We start from the raw sequence: 16,764 nt of genomic DNA, 5'->3' as shown, positions 1-16,764 counted from the left end.
CGGGACCTTACGCGGCATGGATGCCGCGTAAGAGCCTCCATGGACGGATTCACGGCGTGTCCCGCGATGGTGGGCGGGCAAGGACCCTGCAGCCAAGTTGCAGACCAGCGGATCAGGGCCTTGCAGCCAAGTTGCAGATCAGCGGATCACGGTCCTGCAACCAGGTCACAGATCAGCCGCCCAGGAGCCGAATACCTGGCACCCGCTCTGCCATACATCGGCGGGCGGTCGCGCGTCAGTGGCTGCTGGCGCGCGCGCTCAGCGGCCGTCGCGCAGGCGACTGTGACGGTAGCCGTAGCCGAAGTAGACCACCAGCCCGACCAGCGTCCACAGGCCCATCAGCATCCAGTTGTGCAGCGTCATCGCCGACAGCAGCGCAAGGCAGCTCAGTACGCCGGCACTGCAGATCAGCCACGCTGCCGGCATGCGGAACGGGCGCGGCAGTTCCGGGTGGGTGCGGCGCAGGATCAGCACGCCGGCGCAGACCGCGGCAAAGGCGATCAGCGTGCCCATCGAGGTCAGCTCGCCCAGCACGTCCAGCGGGAACACGGCCGCCAGCACGGCGATGCCGACACCGGTGATGATGGTGTTGATATGCGGGGTGCGGTACTTGGGATGGATACGGGTGAAGATGGACGGCAACAATCCGTCGCGCGCGATGATCATGAAGATGCGCGGCTGCCCGATGATCATCACCAGCACCACCGAGGACAGCCCTATCAACGCGCCCACTTCGACCACAACGCGCAACCAGGCCAGCTGCGGATGCGCTGCTACTGCGGTCACCACCGGCTCGTCGGTGCCGAGCAGCGTATAGGGCACCAGACCGGTCATCACTGCCGCCATGGCGATGTAGAGCACGGTGCAGATCAGCAGCGACAGCATCATGCCGATCGGCAGGTCACGTTGCGGCCGGTGCGATTCCTGCGCGGCCACCGACACCGCTTCGAAACCGATATAGGCGAAGAACACCATCGCCGCACCGCGCAGCACGCCTTCCATACCGTACTTGCCCGGGCCCTCGTTGGCCGGGATGAAGGGATGCCAGTTGGCGGTATCGACGTACTTCCAGCCCACTGCGATGACCAGGATGATCAGGCCGGTCTTGAGGATGACCATCGCCATGTTCATTGCCGACGACTTGCGGATGCCCACGTAGCACAGCCAGGTCAGCAACAGCACGATGCCGGCGGCCGGCAGGTTGGCGATCGCACCGGTGGGCTGCAGCTTGCCGTCCAGCGGTGCACTGACCAGCGCGGCTGGCAGGTGGATGTCGAAGTGTTCGAGCAGGCTGAGGAAATAGCCGGTCCAGCTGACCGCCACTGCCGAGGCGGATACGCCATATTCCAGTACCAGCATCCAGCCGATGAACCACGCCGCCAGCTCGCCGAAGGTGGCGTAGGTGTAGGTGTAGGCGCTGCCGGACACCGGCACCATCGCTGCGAATTCGGCATAGGCCATGGCGCAGAACGCGCAGCAGATCGCCGCCAGCACGAACGACAGCACGATCGCCGGGCCGGCATGGTCGGCCGCAGCCTGGCCGGTGATGACGAAGATTCCGCCGCCGATCACCGCGCCGATCCCGAGTGCGGTCAGCCCCCAGGGGCCGAGCGCGCGTTGCAGGCCCAGCCCGTCGGCCGCCTCATGGCTGGCGTGCGGGTGTTTGGTGGCCCAAAGTTGTTTGAACATGCAGCAGTTCCGGCTTGGCGCTGAGCGCGATCATTGAACGAGAAGACCGGCGCTGTGCGCCGGTCTTGAGAGAGCGTCAGGCCCGCTTGGCCAGACGACTGTTGTGGATGCCGTAGCCGAAATAAATACACAGGCCGATCACGGTCCAGCCCACGAACACCTTCCAGTGCTCCTGGAAGGCCTGGAAGAACAGGAACAGACAGGCCAGCGCCCCCAGCGGGCAGATCACCATCGCCAGCGGCACCCGGAACGGGCGCGGCAACTCAGGCTTGGTGAAGCGCAGCACCATCACCCCGGCGCACACCGTGGCAAAGGCGAGCAGGGTGCCCATCGAGACCAATTCGCCCAGCACGTTCAACGGGATCACGCCGGCCAGCAGCGCAGCGACCACACCAACGAAGAGCGTGCCGACATAGGGCGTATGGAACTTGGGGTGCACCTTGCCGAACAGCTTGGGCATCAATCCATCCTTGGCCATGGTGTAGAAGATGCGCGGCTGCGCCATCAGCATCACCAGCACCACCGAGGACAGGCCGGCGATCGCGCCAATCTCCACCGCGGTCTTGAGCCAGGTCAGTTGTGGGTGCGCCTCCAGCGCGGTGGCCACCGGCTTGGCGGTGCCCAGCTGGGTGTACGGCAGCAGGCCGGTCAGCACCGCACAGACGATGATGTAGATGACGGTACAGATCGCCAGCGACACCAGAATGCCGATCGGCATGTTCTTTTGCGGGTCCTTGGTTTCGCCGGCAGAGGTGGAGACCGCATCGAAGCCGATGTAGGAGAAGAACACGATCGACGCCGCGCGGAACACGCCGTCCCAACCGAACTTGCCCGGACCGGCGTTTTCGGGGATGAAGGGATGCCAGTTGGCGGGGTCGATGTAGGCGATGCCGAAGCCGACGAACAGGCAGATCACCACCACCTTGATCGCCACCACGATCGCATTGGCGAATGCGGACTGGGTGACGCCGACATAGCACAGCATGCTCACCGCAGCGACGATCAGCACTGCCGGCAGGTTGACGATATTGCCGGAACTGACAAAGCCGTGGCCGTCCCAGGCCAGTGGCGCACCCGCCAGTTCCGCAGGGAACGGCAGGCCGAGTGTGCCGGTCAGGAAGCTGATCAGGTAGGCGGACCAACCGACCGCGACGCTGGAGCCGGCAAACAAATACTCCAGCACCAGGCACCAGCCGATGAACCAGGCGATGCCCTCGCCGAGCGTGGCATATGAATACGAGTAGGCGCTGCCGGAGACCGGCATCATCGCCGCAAATTCGGCGTAGCACAGCCCGGCGAATGCGCAGGCGATGCCCGCAAACACGAACGACAGCATCACTGCCGGGCCGGCGTGATTGGCCGCCGCCTGGCCGGTCAGCACGAAGATACCGGCGCCGATGACCGCGCCGATGCCGAGCATGATCAGGTGCTTGGCGGTGAGGGTCCGTTGCAGCGTAGCTTCGCCTTGCAGACTGCCTTCGACCGGTTCGCCCGCATCGACGCGTCCGGCGGGCTCGATCGGTTTGACCCTCAACAGAGATTTCAGCATTCGGTACGTCCCTAAGTGGCAAAGCGAAGGCGCACGCGCCCGGGCGAAGGTGTGTGCCGCCCCCGAAGGACAGGCAAGCGGCCTACCTTGCCAAAGCTGCACGCTCACGACAAGCACGTACGCAGCATGAATGGCGATAATGGCCGCTTGGCCGACGGGCGACCGGGAACGAGAGATGGTGGATGCAACCTTGCGGCAGCAATTGGCTGCCTACCGCGCACGCTGGCCGGACGAGGCCGTTGTGGCCGACCAGTTTGCGCAGCTGCTGGACGATGCCACCGATCCGTTCGTGCGCGAACGTGTCGAAGGTCATTTCACCGGCTCGGCCTGGGTGGTCAGCGCCGATGGCAGCCGCACCCTGCTGACCCACCACCGCAAGCTGCAGCGCTGGTTGCAGCTGGGCGGGCACGCCGACGGCGACCGCGATCTGGCCCAGGTGGCGCTGCGCGAGGCGGAGGAAGAATCCGGGCTCAGCGGTTTGCGGCTGGCGGAAACGGCGCTGTTCGATCTGGACCGTCACTGGATCCCGGCACGCGGCGAGGTGGCCGGGCATTGGCACTTTGATGCGCGTTACGTGGTGATGGCCGGTGCGGACGAGGCGTTCGAAGTCAGCGAAGAATCGCTGGCACTGGCCTGGCGCACGATCGTCGAGCTGCTTGCAGAACCGGAGCTGGATCCGTCGCTGCGGCGCATGGCCGAGAAGTGGATGGCCCGAGGGGTGTGATGGGTGCTGAGGGTGTGCGCCCTCATCCGCCCTGCGGGCACCTTCTCCCGCAAGCGGGAGAAGGGAGTAAGCGGGAGACCGATTGCCTGCACTTTCTTCTCCCGCTTGCGGGAGAAGGGAGTAAGCGGGAGACCGATTGCCTGCATTTTCTTCACCCGCTTGCGGGAGAAGGGAGTAAGCGGGAGACCGATGGCCTGCACTTTCTTCTCCCGCTTGCGGGAGAAGGGGGCAAGCGGGAGACCGATGGCCTGCACTTTACTTCTCCCGCTTGCGGGAGAAGGGGGGCAAGCGGGAGACCGATGAGCTGCACTTTCTTCTCCCGCTTGCGGGAGAAGGTGGCGCAAGGCGCCGGATGAGGGCGCTCGCGCAACAACAGATCAATACAAGACGCGCGTCCGCAACGTGCCTTCGATCAACGCCAGGCCTTCCTTCAACGCGGTGGCCTGCGCCTCGCTGGCGCTGACATCGATCACCACATAGCCGACCTTGGGGTCGGTGCGCAGGAACTGGCCGTCGATGTTGACGTTGTGGCGCGAGAACAGTTCGTTGATTCTGGAGAGCACGCCCGGCACGTTGCGATGGATATGCAGCAGGCGCAGGCTTTCGGCGTGCTCCGGCAACGTCACTTCCGGGAAGTTCACTGCCGACAAGGTGCTGCCGTTGTCGCTGTAGCGCACCAGTTTTGCAGCGACTTCAATGCCGATATTGTCCTGCGCTTCCAGCGTGCTGCCGCCCACGTGCGGGGTCAGGATCACGTTGTCGTGCGCGATCAGTGGCGATTCGAACGCGTCGCCATTGCCCTTGGGCTCGATCGGGAACACGTCTACTGCTGCGCCACCGATCTGGCCTGAGGTGAGCGCCGCATCCAGTGCGGCAATGTCGATGACGGTGCCGCGCGAGGCATTGATCAGATGCGCGCCGGGCTTCATGCGGGCGATTTCCGCCGCGCCGATCATATCCTTGGTGGACGGTGTCTCGGGCACGTGCAAGGTCACCACGTCGGCGCGGGCCAGCAGGTCGTCCAGGTCGATCGCCGCGCGCGCGTTGCCCAGCGACAGCTTGGTTTCGATGTCGTGGAAGATCACCTGCATGCCCAACGATTCGGCCAGCACGCCCACCTGCGTGCCGATGTGCCCGTAACCGACGATGCCCAGCACCTTGCCGCGGGTTTCGTGGCTGCCGGCCGCCGACTTGGACCAGCCGCCACGGTGGCATTCGGCATTTTTCTGCGGAATGCCGCGCAACAGCAGGATCGCCTCGGCAATCACCAGCTCGGCCACGCTGCGGGTATTGGAGTAGGGCGCATTGAACACCGGGATCCCGGCCAGCTCTGCGGCATCCAGGTCCACCTGATTGGTGCCGATGCAGAAACAGCCCACCGCGATCAGCCGCTTGGCGTGCGCCAGCACCTCGGCGCTCAGCTGGGTGCGCGAGCGGATCCCGACGATGTGCGCCTCGGCGATGCGCGCAATCAACTCGTCTTCCGGCAACGACTTGGCATGCAGTTCGATCTGCGAGTAGCCGGCGGCGTGGAATACATCCACCGCGGTGGGGCTGATGCCTTCCAGCAACAGCACGCGGATGTCCTGCTTGGGAAACGAGGTTTTCTTCGGCGACATGGGGGAGCGCAATGCAGCAATCGGGTCGGCAACTATGCCAGATGGGCTGCCCGATGGGGCGCTGGCGATGCGGCGTTTGTGCGGCGCCAGCCCTTGCGCTGCAACGGTTTCAGCTGAATCCAACACGGCGCCGGCGCGGCGCATCGCAACTGGACGAGGCCGGCGCACACTGGCACGCTGTGCGGTTCCTACTGCCGCGCCGCGTGCCATGACCGACCCCCGCATTGTTTCGTTGCAACAGGCCGTGCCGGCCCTGCGCCTGAAAACCGAGCCGGCCGACCTGGAACATTACGGCCGCGACTGGACGCGGCGCTGGACGCCCAACCCGCTGGCCATCGCGCTTCCAGGCTCGGTCGATGAGGTGCAGGCGGTGGTGCGCTGGGCCAATGCGCAGGGCGTGGCGGTGGTGCCATCGGGCGGCCGCACCGGGCTGTCCGGCGGCGCGGTGGCCGCCAATGGCGAACTGGTGCTGAGCCTGGAGCGCTTGAACAAGCCGCTGGACTTCAACCCGGTGGACCGCACGCTGACCGTGCAGGCCGGCATGCCGCTGGAAGCGGTGCACAACGCCGCGCGCGAACAGGGTCTGGTGTACCCGGTGGATTTTGCCGCACGCGGCTCCTGCTCGATCGGCGGCAATATTGCCACCAACGCCGGCGGTATCCGGGTGATCCGCTATGGCAACACCCGCGAATGGGTGGCCGGCTTGAAAGTGGTCACCGGCGGCGGCGAGCTGCTCGAACTCAACAACGCGCTGGTGAAAAATTCCAGCGGCTACGACGTCCGCCATCTGATGATCGGCTCCGAGGGCACCCTGGGCATCGTCGTCGAAGCGACGCTGCGGCTGACTGACCCGCCGCCGCCCAGCAATGTGATGCTGCTGGCGCTGCCCTCGTTCGAGGTGCTGATGCAGGTATTTGCAGCGTTTCGCGCGCAGCTGCGCCTGGAAGCCTTCGAGTTCTTTACCGACCGTGCGCTGGAACACGTGCTTGCGCATGGCGCGCAGGCGCCGTTCGCCGACGTTCACCCGTATTACGTGGTCACCGAGTTCGCCGCCGGAGATGAAGTGCAGGAAGCGGCGGCGATGGCGGCATTCGAGACCTGCATGGAGCAGGGCTGGGTCAGCGACGGGGTGATCAGTCAGAGCGATGGGCAAGCCGCGCAGCTGTGGCGGCTACGCGAGGGCATCACCGAGGCCGTGGCGCGCTACACCCCGTACAAGAACGATGTGTCGGTGCGCATCTCGGCAATGCCGGCGTTTCTGGCTGAAACACAGTCCTTGCTCAGCCAGGCGTACCCGCACTTCGATGTGGTGTGGTTCGGCCACATCGGCGATGGCAACCTGCACATCAACGTGCTCAAACCCGACGACACCAGCCAGGCCGATTTTGTCGCTGCCTGCGATCAGGTCACCAAGGTCCTGGCGCATGCGCTGCAGCGTTTCGGCGGCAGCATCTCTGCCGAGCACGGCATCGGCCTGGTCAAGAAGCCGTATCTGTGGAGTACCCGTTCAACCGCGGAGATCGCGCTGATGCGCGGCATCAAACATGTGCTCGATCCTCATCTTTTGCTGAATCCCGGCAAGCTGTTCGACATGGGCGACGCGCCCGGCGTCACGCACGCCGGTTAGTCTTTCGGCACCTCACATGGAATCGACATGCCAATGATGCGCTCCCTGGTGTTTTGTGCGTTGACCCTGCTGCCGCTGGCTGCAGCCGCCTCCAGTCTCGCCGGCACGTCGGCCGGCGCATCGTCGGCTGGCTCGTCCAATAGCAGCAGTTCCGGCGACGACAAGGTGTTGGCCGACGCGCGCGAAGATGCGGCCGGCTTCGTTGCCAGCGATGGCGCCATCCGCGGTGCGCGCCTGGAAGCGGCGTTGCTGCAGCTGCGTAGCCGCAGCGATGCGGCGCGTCTGTCCAGCGACCTGGAACTGGCTCAGTCCATTCTGGCGCAGTGAGTCGTCGCCGCCGGTGCGGATGGCTGTGGCTGGCCGCAGCACTCGCACCGGCGGCCTACGGCCAGTCGCAGCTCGCTCCGGCGCTGCAAATTACCGTCGTGCCCGCGGGCCTGAGTCCGGAGCAACGCGATGCCAGCCAGGCGCTGGTCCAGCAGGTCGTGCAGCGCCTGCCGCAGGGCTGGGCGCAACGCCCTGCAGCGCCGATCCAGCTGCAATGGCGCCGCGATCTGCCTGCACGCGTGCATGGCCGCGCCATCGGCAACCACATCCTGCTCGATCGCGCCTTGCTGCAGTCGTGGAGTGCGCAGCCGGCACGTGAGCGCGCCGATGTGACCGCACCGGCCACGCGCGCCGCCATGGCGGCGTTGATCCACGAGTTGGCGCATGTGCGCGACCGTGGCGCGGGCAGTGCGCTGTCGCGTGACCCCCGCTTGCGCGATCTGGCCGGCTGGCAGGTGCGGCCATGGCGGGTTGGACGCGGCGCAAACCACTTCAGCGACCGCAGCCCCGACCCTTACGAGCGGCATAGCCCTGCAGAGTTCGTCGCGGTCAATCTCGAACATTATGTGCTGGACCCGGACTATGCCTGCCGGCGTCCCGCGTTGGCGGCGTGGTTGTCCGGACAGGTGGGCCCGCCGCAGAACATCGCATCGTGTGCGCCGACGCTGCCCTACCTGCAGGCGGACAACGATGCCGGGGCGATGTCGCTGCTGAGTCTGGATCCTTCGCGCGTGTATGCGGTGGACTACCTGCTGGCCGAAGGGAACCAGCAGCCGATGAGCCGTTGGGGCCACAGCATGTTGCGGCTGGTGATCTGCGCGCCCGGTCGCGTGCCCGGACCGGATTGCCGGCTGGACCTGCAGTACCACCGCGTGCTCTCGTTCCGCGCGTTTGTGGGCGATGTGCAGATTTCCAGCTGGCGCGGGCTGACCGGGTCGTATCCGTCGCGGCTGTTCGTGTTGTCGCTGAACCAAGTCATCGACGAGTACACCAAGGTGGAACTGCGCGCGCTCTCGTCGGTGCCGCTGGCGCTGACGCCCGAGGAGATCGCCGCGCTGCTCACGCGTGCAGCGCAGGTGCACTGGAGCTACGACGGGCGCTATTACTTCGTCGGCAACAACTGCGCGGTGGAGACCTACAAGCTGCTCCACGACGGCGTGCCGCGTCTGGGGGCCGCCGATCTGGCGTCGATCACGCCGCGCGGCCTGCGTCAGCGCCTTCAGCGCGCCGGTATCGCCGATATCAGGGTGTTGGACGACCACGCCCAGGCAATCCGCCAGGGCTATTACTTCGAGTCGGCGGCCACGCATTACCAGGCCATGTTCGAGGTGATCCGGCGCGGCATCCCGGTGCCGCAGACCAGCGTGGCACATTGGCTCGATGCGCAACCCGCCGCACGCGCGCAGTGGTTCGACCAGGGCGGCCTGCGCGAAACCGCAGCGGCGCTGTTGCTGGAGCAGGCGGCACTGCGTCGGCAGGAGTTGCTGGCGCGCGATGCACTCAAGCGGTTGCTGCGCCCTGGCGTGGCCGACCGCTTAATGGTGCAGGACCAGCTGCACGCAGTGTTCGCGCAGCAGGCGCAGTTCAGTCGCCCGGCGACGCTGCTGGTCACCTCCGGTTATGGGCTGCCGCAGACGGACGAACAGCGGCAGCTGGCAGAGCGCGTTGCGCAGGATAGCGGCGTATTGGTCGATGGCTGGAAGCAGCTGCAGCGCTTGGGCCGCCAGCACTTGCCGGCCAAGCTGCGCAGTGGATTGGAGCAGGGTGAAGCGAATGTGGCGCGTTTGCGTACGCGCTTGCGTGTGCTGGCGCGCGGTGAGGCGGCTGCCGACAACGTGCAGTCGGACATGCGCACGCCTCTGCAGGTGCAATAGCGAACCAGGCTACGCAAAGGGGGCGTAGCAGAGCCCCTCTCCCGTCGGGAGAGGGGTTGGGGTGAGGAGGACAATGTCTCGAGGGGAGAAGGGATGCTTCAGCCGGCGGGTTGCAGATCCGCTTGCACTGCATACTGGCGCAGCCATTCGCTGATGTGCGCGTCGTTGCGGTACTGCTGCATCAGCTTTGCAAGCCGTGCCGGCGCCGGTGTGCAGAATTGCGCCACGGCGACTTCGATTTCGTGGCGGCGGTCGGCGTCATACGGTTCCTCGCCGGCGAAGTGCTCGCACGTGTCGTAGTCGTCCACCAGCGCACGCACGTCATCGGGCATGCCGCACAGGCCGGCCGGGTGCTGCAGCCATTCTTCCTCCACCTTGGAGTCGGTGCAGGTTGCCGCAGCCGGCGCCGACGCGGGCGTCGGTACCGGTTCCGCGGTGCAGGCAGCCAGCAGCCCCAGCGACAGGGCTGCGATCAGGCGCCGCATCAGTCGGCGCATCAGTCGGCGCGGCCAGCAAATTCGCCCGTGGTGGTGTTGACCAGCACGCGCTCACCGTTGCTGATGTACTCGGGCACCATGATTTCCATGCCGGTGTTGAGCTTGGCCGGCTTGGGGCGTTTGGTGGCGGTGCCGCCCTTCAGTTCCGGCGGGGTTTCCACCACTTCCAGGGTCACCGTCTGCGGCAACTGCACGGCTACCGGCTGGTCGTCGATCACCTGCACGTAGATGCCGGTCAGGCCATCGGTGATGTAGCCGGCATCGGTGCCGATCACGTCCGCATCCAGCGTGTACGGGGTGAAATCTTCGTCGTCCATGAACACGAAGGCTTCGCCATCCTTGTACGAGAACGTGGACAGGCGGCGCAGCAGCTCGACGTCGGGCAGGTTGTCGTCGGCATCGAAGCTGGCGTCCAGCTTGGCGCCGCCGGGCACGCTGTACATGATGAAGCGGAAGCGCACATTGCCGCCGCGCCCCTGCGGCGAGCTGCGCTCGATATCGCGGATCTGATAAATGCCGCCGTTGTATTCGACGACGTTGCCTTTCTTGATGTCGTTAGCTTTCATGGGAATCGGGAGTTGGGAATGGAGAATCGGAAACGCAAGGACCGGGGGTGGGAGCAGGGCGCCGTTGCGATTCCCCATTCCCGTTTCCCGATTCCCGGCTACTTGGGTGCCAGGCGCACGCCGCCGTCCAGGCGGATCACTTCGCCGTTGAGATAGCGGTTGCGCAGGATGAAGGCGACGGTGTCGGCGTATTCGTCGGGTTGGCCCAGGCGCGAGGGGAACGGAATCGAAGCGGACAGCGATTGCTGCACGGCCTCGGGCATGCCGTCGACCATCGGGGTCCAGAACACGCCGGGCGCGATCGTCATCACGCGGATGCCGAAGCGGGCGAGTTCGCGCGCCATCGGCAGGGTCATGCCCACCACGCCACCTTTGCTCGCGGCATAGGCGGCCTGGCCGATCTGGCCCTCGTAGGCAGCGACCGAGGCGGTGTGGATGATCACGCCGCGCTCGCCGTCGTTACCGGCGGCGTTGTGCTGCATGACATCGGCGGCCGCCTTGGCCACATTGAAGCTACCGACCAGGTTGACCAGCACGGTGTTGCGGAAGGTCGCCAGCGGCATCGGCGCCTCCTTGCCCAGTACGCGCCCTGCGCCCAGGATGCCGGCGCAGTTGACGACAAGAGTGAGCCCGCCCAACGCCTGCGCCGCCTGCGCGATATTGGTTGCCACCTGCGCCTCATCGGTGACGTCGGTGGCGAAGTAATGCGCATTGCCGGCGCCCAGCGCCGCCAGCGCCGCGTCGGCCTTGTCCGCGTTGACATCGAACAGGGCCACCTTGCCGCCGTCGGCCACGAGGCGTTGCGCCACGGCCAGGCCCAGGCCGGAGACGCCGCCGGTGACAACGGCAAGAACAGAAGACGGCTGCATGCGATGGTTCCCTGTGATGCGTTGGATGCCGAGCGATGACGGCACGCGAACGGTGGACGAGACGGCCGGCAATTCTAGCCGAAGCCCTTGTGCCAGCGTGCCGGCGACACTGCCGGCGCGTTGCGGTGCCGGTTGATCAGCCGGCGGCCGCGAGCGCCTTGCCGGTCTTGCTGCCGGTCTCGCGACCGAGCAGCTGCGCCAGCCAGCGGCCGGTGCGGGCGAGGGCGGGCAGGTCGATGCCGGTGGACATGCCCAACCCGTGCAGCAGGTACACCACATCCTCGCTGGCGACGTTGCCGCTGGCGCCCTTGGCGTACGGGCAACCGCCCGCGCCGGACACCGCCGCATCGACCACGCGCACGCCCTGTTCCAGGCATGCAGCGATATTGGCCAACGCCTGTCCGTAGGTGTCGTGGAAATGCACGGCCAGCGCCTGCATCGGCACCTCCTGTGCGACCGCGTCCAGCATCTGGCGTGCCTTTGCCGGGGTGCCGACACCGATGGTGTCGCCCAGCGAAATTTCGTAGCAGCCCAGCGTGTACAGGCGCTGCGCGACGTCCACCACATCGGCCACTGGCACCTGTCCCTGGTACGGGCAGCCGAGCACGGTGGAGACGTAGCCACGCACGCGTACGCCATCGATGGCGGCCTGCTCCAGCACGGGCCGGAACCGCGCGATCGATTCGTCGATGCCGGCATTGGTGTTGGTGCGGTTGAACGCTTCCGATGCGGCCGTGAACACCGCGACCTCGCGCGCGCCTGCGGCATGGGCACGTACATAGCCCTGCAGGTTCGGCACCAGGACCGGGTAGGCGATGCCCGGCGCCTTGCCGATGCCGGCAAGGACATCGGCAGCATCGGCCAGCTGCGGCACCCAGCGCGGACTGACGAAGCTGGTCGCCTCGATACTGCGCAGGCCGGTGGCCGAGAGTTGATCGATCAACGCAATCTTGTCGGCGGTGGCGACCGGTTGCGCTTCGTTCTGCAGTCCATCGCGCGGGCCGACCTCGACAATGCGGACGAAGTCGCTCATGCGCCCACGTTCCCGCATGCCCGCCTGGGCGCGGCCGACGCAACAGCGGTCTCATGTGCGCCCACGTCCGCGCAGGGAGATACAGTGCTCAAGGACATCGGGACGGTGCTCATGCGGCGCGGTGACAGACCGCTTCGAGGTTGTTGCCATCGGGGTCGAGCACGAAGGCGCTGTAATAGTGCGGGTGGTAATGCGGGCGCAGACCGGGCGCGCCGTGATCGCGGCCGCCTGCGGCGAGCGCTGCACGGTGGAACGCGTCCACGCTGGCGCGATCGGCCGCCGCCAGTGCCAGATGCGCGGTGCCGGGAGCCTGCGCATCGGACCCCAGCCAGACGATTGCACGCTCGATGCCGAAGCCGGCGTGCGCGCGGCTGCCGGTCTGGGCCGCGCTCAATTCCGCCAGCAGGGTCATGCCCAACGGGGCGAGCGCCGCGCGATAGAACGCGACACTGGCGGCAAGGTCGCCGCAGGCGATGCCAACGTGGTCGATCCCGCTCATGCCACGCTCTCCGGCACCCATGCTGGCGCCCGTTTGTCCAGAAAGGCCGCAAGACCTTCCTGGCCTTCGGGCGACACCCGCAGGCGTGCGATCCAGGCGGCATTGGCGGCATCGATCGCGTCGCGGTCGGCAGGCGGCAGTACCGAACGCACCAGCGTCTTGGCGTTGCTGGCGGCCAGTGGCGCAGCGGCCAGCAGCAGGCGCACCTGCCGCTCCACCGCGATGTCCAACTGGTCGGCCGCCACGAGCTGGTGCAGCAGCCCCAGCAGCTGCGCGGTGCCGGCGTCGAAGATCTCGGCGGTCGCGAACCAGCGGCGCGCCTGGCGCGCGCCGATCGCCGCGATGACATACGGCGAGATCACCGCCGGCAGCAGCCCCAGCTTGCTCTCGGTCAAGCCGAAGCGCGCTTCGGTGCAGCCGATGGCGATGTCGCAGCACGCTACCAGGCCGACGCCGCCGCCGAACGCGGCGCCGTTGACGCGGGCAATGGTGGGCTTGGGCAGTTCGTCCAGGGTGCGCATCAGCTGTGCCAGCGCCATTGCATCGGCAGCGTTGGCGGCCTCGCTGGCGTTGGCCATGCCGCGCATCCAGTTCAGGTCTGCGCCGGCGGAAAATGCATCGCCGGCACCGGTCAGCACCACCACGCGGATGTGGGCTGCGCCGGCTGCCTGTTGCAGGGCCTGGGTAAGGGCGCCGATCAAGGTCGCATCGAAGGCGTTATGCACCGTTGGTCGGTGCAGGCGCAAGGTGCGGACCGGTCCCTGGTCCTCGACGATCAAGCCGGTGTCCTGCATTGCGAACGTCCATGAATGAGATGCGAACCATCATAGCGGTACGGGTCGCCGGAGCCATGACGCGGTGCGTCGATGCTAGAATTGAGAACCATTCCTAACAATCAGGCCGTCTTTGTGACGCTGTCCGACATGCCCTTGCATCGCGCCGCCATTGTGGACTCTGTGGAGGATCGTCTTCCCAACGACACGATCGCCCGGCGCTTGCGCGAGCTTGGCTTTGTCGCAGGGGAGGAAGTGACCGTGCTGGCCACCGGGCCGGTGGGGCGTGAACCCTTGCTGGTGCAGGTCGGTTACACCCGCTTTGCGCTGCGTCGCAGCGAGGCGGCGCGCGTACAGGTGCGCCAAGAGGGGGGATCGGCATGAACGCGGCCAGCGTTCCGCTGCGGCTGGCATTGGTCGGCAACCCCAACAGCGGCAAGACCGCCTTGTTCAACCAGCTCACCGGCAGCCGCCAGAAGGTGGCCAATTACACCGGCGTCACCGTCGAGCGTAAGGAAGGCCACTTCCGTGCCCCGTCCGGGCGCGACTTTGCGGTGCTGGATCTGCCCGGCGCCTACAGCCTGCAGCCGGCCAGCCTGGACGAAGCGATCACCCGCGACCTGTGCCGTGGCTTCTACCCCGGCGAACCCGCACCGGACGTGCTGGTGTGCGTGATGGATGCGACCAACCTGCGCCTGCACCTGCGCTTTGCGCTGGAGCTGCGCGAGCTGGGCCGGCCGATGATCGTGGCCTTGAACATGGTCGACGCCGCGCAGCGGCGCGGCATCGTCATCGATCTGGCGGCGCTGGAACAGGCGCTGGGCGTGCCGGTGGTCGAAACCGTGGCAGTGCGGCGCGGTGGGACCAAGGCCCTGGTGGAGCGCATCGACGCGCAGGCCGCCAGCCTGCACGCGCCCAGTGCAGCACCGCCGGCGGACGGCAACTACCACGCCCAGGTGCGCCAAATTCTGAGTGCGGCCGTCAGCATGCCGACCCGCACCTCGCGTGTGGACGACGCGCTGGACCGTTGGCTGCTGCACCCGATCTGGGGCCTGGTCACGCTGGCGGTGGTGATGTTCCTGATCTTCCAGGCGGTGTACGCCTGGGCCACGCCGGTCATGGATCTGATCGACGGCGGCACCGCCGCGCTGGGCGAGTGGGTGGGCGCCACCTTGCCGGGAGGCCCGCTCAACAGCCTGCTCAAGGACGGCATCATTGCCGGCCTGGGCGGGGTGATCATCTTCCTGCCGCAGATCCTGATCCTGTTCGCCTTCATTCTGGCGCTGGAAGAATCAGGGTATCTGCCGCGCGCTGCGTTTCTGCTGGATCGCATGATGGCCGCGGCCGGGTTGTCGGGGCGCTCGTTCATTCCGTTGCTGTCGAGCTTTGCGTGTGCGGTGCCGGGCATCATGTCCACCCGCAGCATCCAGGACCCACGCGACCGGCTGGCCACCATCATGGTCGCGCCGCTGATGACCTGCTCGGCGCGGCTGCCGGTGTATGCGCTGCTGATCGGTGCCTTCATCCCGCAGAAAACCGTGTGGGGCATCTTCAACCAGCAGGGGCTGGTGCTGTTCGGGCTGTATGCCGCGGCCATCGTCAGTGCGCTGCTGGTGTCGTGGACCATGAAGAAGTGGCGCCGCGACAAGAGCGAGCATCCGCTGATGCTGGAGTTGCCGTCCTACCGCGTGCCGCAGCTGCGCGACCTGGCGCTGGGCCTGTGGGAGCGGGCCTGGATCTTCCTCAAGCGGGTGGGCGGCATCATCCTGGCGCTGACCATCCTGCTGTGGTTCCTGTTGTCGTTTCCGGCGGCGCCCGCCAATGCAACCTTGCCGGCCATCGATTACAGCTTTGCCGGCCGCATCGGCCATGCAATGGCGGTGTTCTTCGCGCCGTTGGGCTTCAACTGGCAGATCTGCATTGCGCTGATTCCCGGACTTGCCGCGCGCGAAGTGGCGGTGGCTTCGCTGGCCACGGTCTATGCCTTGTCGGCCGCCGATGACGATGCCGCAGCGCAGGCGCTGTCGCCGTTGATCAGCGACGGCTGGTCGCTGGCCACCGCGCTGTCGTTGCTGGTCTGGTACATCTACGCGCCGATGTGCATTTCCACGCTGGCCACGATCAAGCGCGAAACCAACTCGTGGAAGCAGATGACCATCAGCGCGGTGTATCTGTTCGCCCTGGCCTACCTGGCCTCACTGGTGACCTACCAACTGGCCGTCCTGTTGGGTGCAGGCTGACATGGATCTCTCGCTCACGGCGCAATACGTGGTCATCGCCATCGCGGTGCTGGTCAGCCTGTGGGTGGTGATGAAAAAGCAGTTCCCCGGCACCTTGCGCCGGCTACGCGGCGCGCTCGCGCTCGCGCTGCTGCGCACCGGGCGACCTGCCTGGATGCAGGCGGTCGGCCGTCGCGTGGCGCCGCCGGCTGCCCAGGGCGCTGCCTCCTGCGGCGGCTGCGATAGCTGCGGCCCGACGCCGCCGCGCAAGCACTGACGCACCCAACGTCGGCTACACTTGCCCGGCCGCAGGACGCGGCGAAACAAGGGCCGGTGATGCGTTTGCTGGTGTTGTTGGCGGTGCTGGCCGCCGTTGCGGGGTTCTACAACTATGGTGGCAATGCGCTCGACGAAAAGCAGGTGCGCGATTTCTACGCCGCCCAGGAAAAGGCGATGATGGGCCAGGATGGTGAGGCCCTGTGTGCGATGACCGCGCCGGAATTCGAGATGGTGGTCCTTTACCGCATGGATTCCCATCAAAAGCGCGAGACCACCAATCGCGCCAAGTACTGCAAGTCCAATGGCGAATGGGCGCAGGTGCTCAGCCAGATGCGCCATGTGGCTGAGCCGGAAGAACTGATCGACTACAAGCAGTCGATCACCAAGATCGAGATTGCACCGGACGCGCGGTCGGCGCTGGTGGAGACGCGTGCCACACTCGGCCTGCCGGGGTTGCGCATGACCTTCCGCTCGCGCGACACATTGATCCGCAAACGGTGGAAGACCCTGATCGAACGCAGCGAAGGCACGGCCTGGGTCGGCCCCGCGTACCAGTAAGCGGGCGTCGCGCCCGGCAAATGGCGAGCAATGTATCGCTGCAGTGCACAGCGGCGCAGTCG

General features: G+C 66.4%; 17 protein-coding genes. 8 read left to right on the top strand and 9 right to left on the bottom strand.

Annotated elements, in window-relative coordinates; translation table 11 throughout:
• Positions 1 to 258: 258 nt before the first annotated feature.
• Both XnspCFBP7698_RS03080 and XnspCFBP7698_RS03075 read right to left on the bottom strand, forming a co-directional pair.
• On the bottom strand, positions 259 to 1,689 hold the full coding sequence (locus tag XnspCFBP7698_RS03080) for an amino acid permease (RefSeq protein ID WP_039410257.1): 1,431 nt from the start codon (positions 1,687 to 1,689) through the stop codon (positions 259 to 261).
• Positions 1,690 to 1,765: 76 nt separating this feature from the next.
• Positions 1,766 to 3,238: an amino acid permease gene (locus XnspCFBP7698_RS03075; RefSeq protein WP_047696287.1), complete on the bottom strand. Its 1,473-nt coding sequence runs from the start codon at positions 3,236 to 3,238 to the stop codon at positions 1,766 to 1,768.
• 139 nt (positions 3,239 to 3,377) lie between these two features.
• Here XnspCFBP7698_RS03075 and XnspCFBP7698_RS03070 point away from each other — a divergent pair, with 139 nt between their 5' ends.
• On the top strand, positions 3,378 to 3,962 hold the full coding sequence (locus XnspCFBP7698_RS03070) for an NUDIX hydrolase (RefSeq protein ID WP_146093269.1): 585 nt from the start codon (positions 3,378 to 3,380) through the stop codon (positions 3,960 to 3,962).
• Positions 3,963 to 4,339: 377 nt separating this feature from the next.
• Here the strand turns inward: XnspCFBP7698_RS03070 and serA are convergent, their stop codons facing one another.
• Positions 4,340 to 5,581, bottom strand: coding sequence for a phosphoglycerate dehydrogenase (gene serA, locus XnspCFBP7698_RS03065; RefSeq protein ID WP_047696283.1), 1,242 nt, complete (start codon positions 5,579 to 5,581; stop codon positions 4,340 to 4,342).
• A gap of 208 nt (positions 5,582 to 5,789) precedes the next feature.
• Between serA and XnspCFBP7698_RS03060 the strand changes: the two genes are divergently transcribed.
• From XnspCFBP7698_RS03060 to XnspCFBP7698_RS03050, 3 genes are read left to right on the top strand one after another with little or no spacing between them, the layout of a single operon-like run.
• On the top strand, positions 5,790 to 7,208 hold the full coding sequence (locus tag XnspCFBP7698_RS03060; protein WP_104581422.1) for an FAD-binding oxidoreductase: 1,419 nt from the start codon (positions 5,790 to 5,792) through the stop codon (positions 7,206 to 7,208).
• A gap of 33 nt (positions 7,209 to 7,241) precedes the next feature.
• Entirely contained in the window at positions 7,242 to 7,535 is a 294-nt protein-coding gene (locus XnspCFBP7698_RS03055; RefSeq protein WP_047696279.1) for a DUF2388 domain-containing protein, read from the top strand.
• Complete coding sequence (locus XnspCFBP7698_RS03050) at positions 7,532 to 9,409, top strand: DUF4105 domain-containing protein (protein WP_104581423.1); 1,878 nt, start codon at positions 7,532 to 7,534, stop codon at positions 9,407 to 9,409. Before XnspCFBP7698_RS03055 ends, XnspCFBP7698_RS03050 begins: the two co-directional genes overlap by 4 nt.
• Before the next feature lie 98 nt (positions 9,410 to 9,507).
• Here XnspCFBP7698_RS03050 and XnspCFBP7698_RS03045 read toward each other — a convergent pair whose 3' ends face one another.
• The 6 genes from XnspCFBP7698_RS03045 to XnspCFBP7698_RS03020 all read right to left on the bottom strand — a co-directional run bounded on the left by XnspCFBP7698_RS03045 (position 9,508) and on the right by XnspCFBP7698_RS03020 (position 13,667).
• Entirely contained in the window at positions 9,508 to 9,894 is a 387-nt protein-coding gene (locus XnspCFBP7698_RS03045; protein ID WP_104581424.1) for a hypothetical protein, read from the bottom strand.
• Positions 9,895 to 9,905: 11 nt separating this feature from the next.
• A complete protein-coding gene (gene yeiP / locus XnspCFBP7698_RS03040) occupies positions 9,906 to 10,472 on the bottom strand; it encodes an elongation factor P-like protein YeiP (RefSeq protein ID WP_039410277.1) in 567 nt (188 codons plus the stop codon).
• Between the two features lie 98 nt (positions 10,473 to 10,570).
• Positions 10,571 to 11,341, bottom strand: coding sequence for an SDR family NAD(P)-dependent oxidoreductase (locus XnspCFBP7698_RS03035; protein WP_047696271.1), 771 nt, complete (start codon positions 11,339 to 11,341; stop codon positions 10,571 to 10,573).
• 136 nt (positions 11,342 to 11,477) lie between these two features.
• Positions 11,478 to 12,374, bottom strand: a complete 897-nt coding sequence (locus tag XnspCFBP7698_RS03030; protein ID WP_047696325.1) for a hydroxymethylglutaryl-CoA lyase — start codon at positions 12,372 to 12,374, stop codon at positions 11,478 to 11,480.
• A gap of 109 nt (positions 12,375 to 12,483) precedes the next feature.
• Positions 12,484 to 12,873, bottom strand: coding sequence for a VOC family protein (locus XnspCFBP7698_RS03025; protein ID WP_047696269.1), 390 nt, complete (start codon positions 12,871 to 12,873; stop codon positions 12,484 to 12,486).
• The gene (locus XnspCFBP7698_RS03020; protein ID WP_104581425.1) at positions 12,870 to 13,667 is read right to left on the bottom strand and encodes an enoyl-CoA hydratase-related protein; all 798 of its coding nucleotides are present in this window, start codon (positions 13,665 to 13,667) and stop codon (positions 12,870 to 12,872) included. Before XnspCFBP7698_RS03020 ends, XnspCFBP7698_RS03025 begins: the two co-directional genes overlap by 4 nt.
• 114 nt (positions 13,668 to 13,781) lie before the next feature.
• On the opposite strand from XnspCFBP7698_RS03020, the gene XnspCFBP7698_RS03015 reads away from it, so the two are divergent.
• The 4 genes from XnspCFBP7698_RS03015 to XnspCFBP7698_RS03000 are packed head-to-tail and all read left to right on the top strand — an operon-like array spanning position 13,782 to position 16,702.
• The gene (locus tag XnspCFBP7698_RS03015; RefSeq protein ID WP_104581426.1) at positions 13,782 to 14,030 is read left to right on the top strand and encodes a FeoA family protein; all 249 of its coding nucleotides are present in this window, start codon (positions 13,782 to 13,784) and stop codon (positions 14,028 to 14,030) included.
• Positions 14,027 to 15,886: a ferrous iron transporter B gene (locus tag XnspCFBP7698_RS03010; RefSeq protein WP_104581427.1), complete on the top strand. Its 1,860-nt coding sequence runs from the start codon at positions 14,027 to 14,029 to the stop codon at positions 15,884 to 15,886. The genes XnspCFBP7698_RS03015 and XnspCFBP7698_RS03010 overlap by 4 nt, the downstream gene beginning before the upstream one ends.
• A 1-nt stretch (position 15,887) precedes the next feature.
• The gene (locus tag XnspCFBP7698_RS03005; RefSeq protein ID WP_104581428.1) at positions 15,888 to 16,142 is read left to right on the top strand and encodes a DUF6587 family protein; all 255 of its coding nucleotides are present in this window, start codon (positions 15,888 to 15,890) and stop codon (positions 16,140 to 16,142) included.
• Positions 16,143 to 16,201: 59 nt separating this feature from the next.
• A complete protein-coding gene (locus tag XnspCFBP7698_RS03000; RefSeq protein ID WP_104581429.1) occupies positions 16,202 to 16,702 on the top strand; it encodes a hypothetical protein in 501 nt (166 codons plus the stop codon).
• The last annotated feature ends 62 nt before the right edge of the window (positions 16,703 to 16,764 follow it).

Source organism: Xanthomonas sp. CFBP 7698, assembly GCF_003600855.1.
Lineage (GTDB): Bacteria > Pseudomonadota > Gammaproteobacteria > Xanthomonadales > Xanthomonadaceae > Xanthomonas > Xanthomonas cannabis.
The sequence above is the reverse complement of the archived record's forward strand: the minus strand, read 5'-3'. Positions and strand labels throughout refer to the sequence as shown.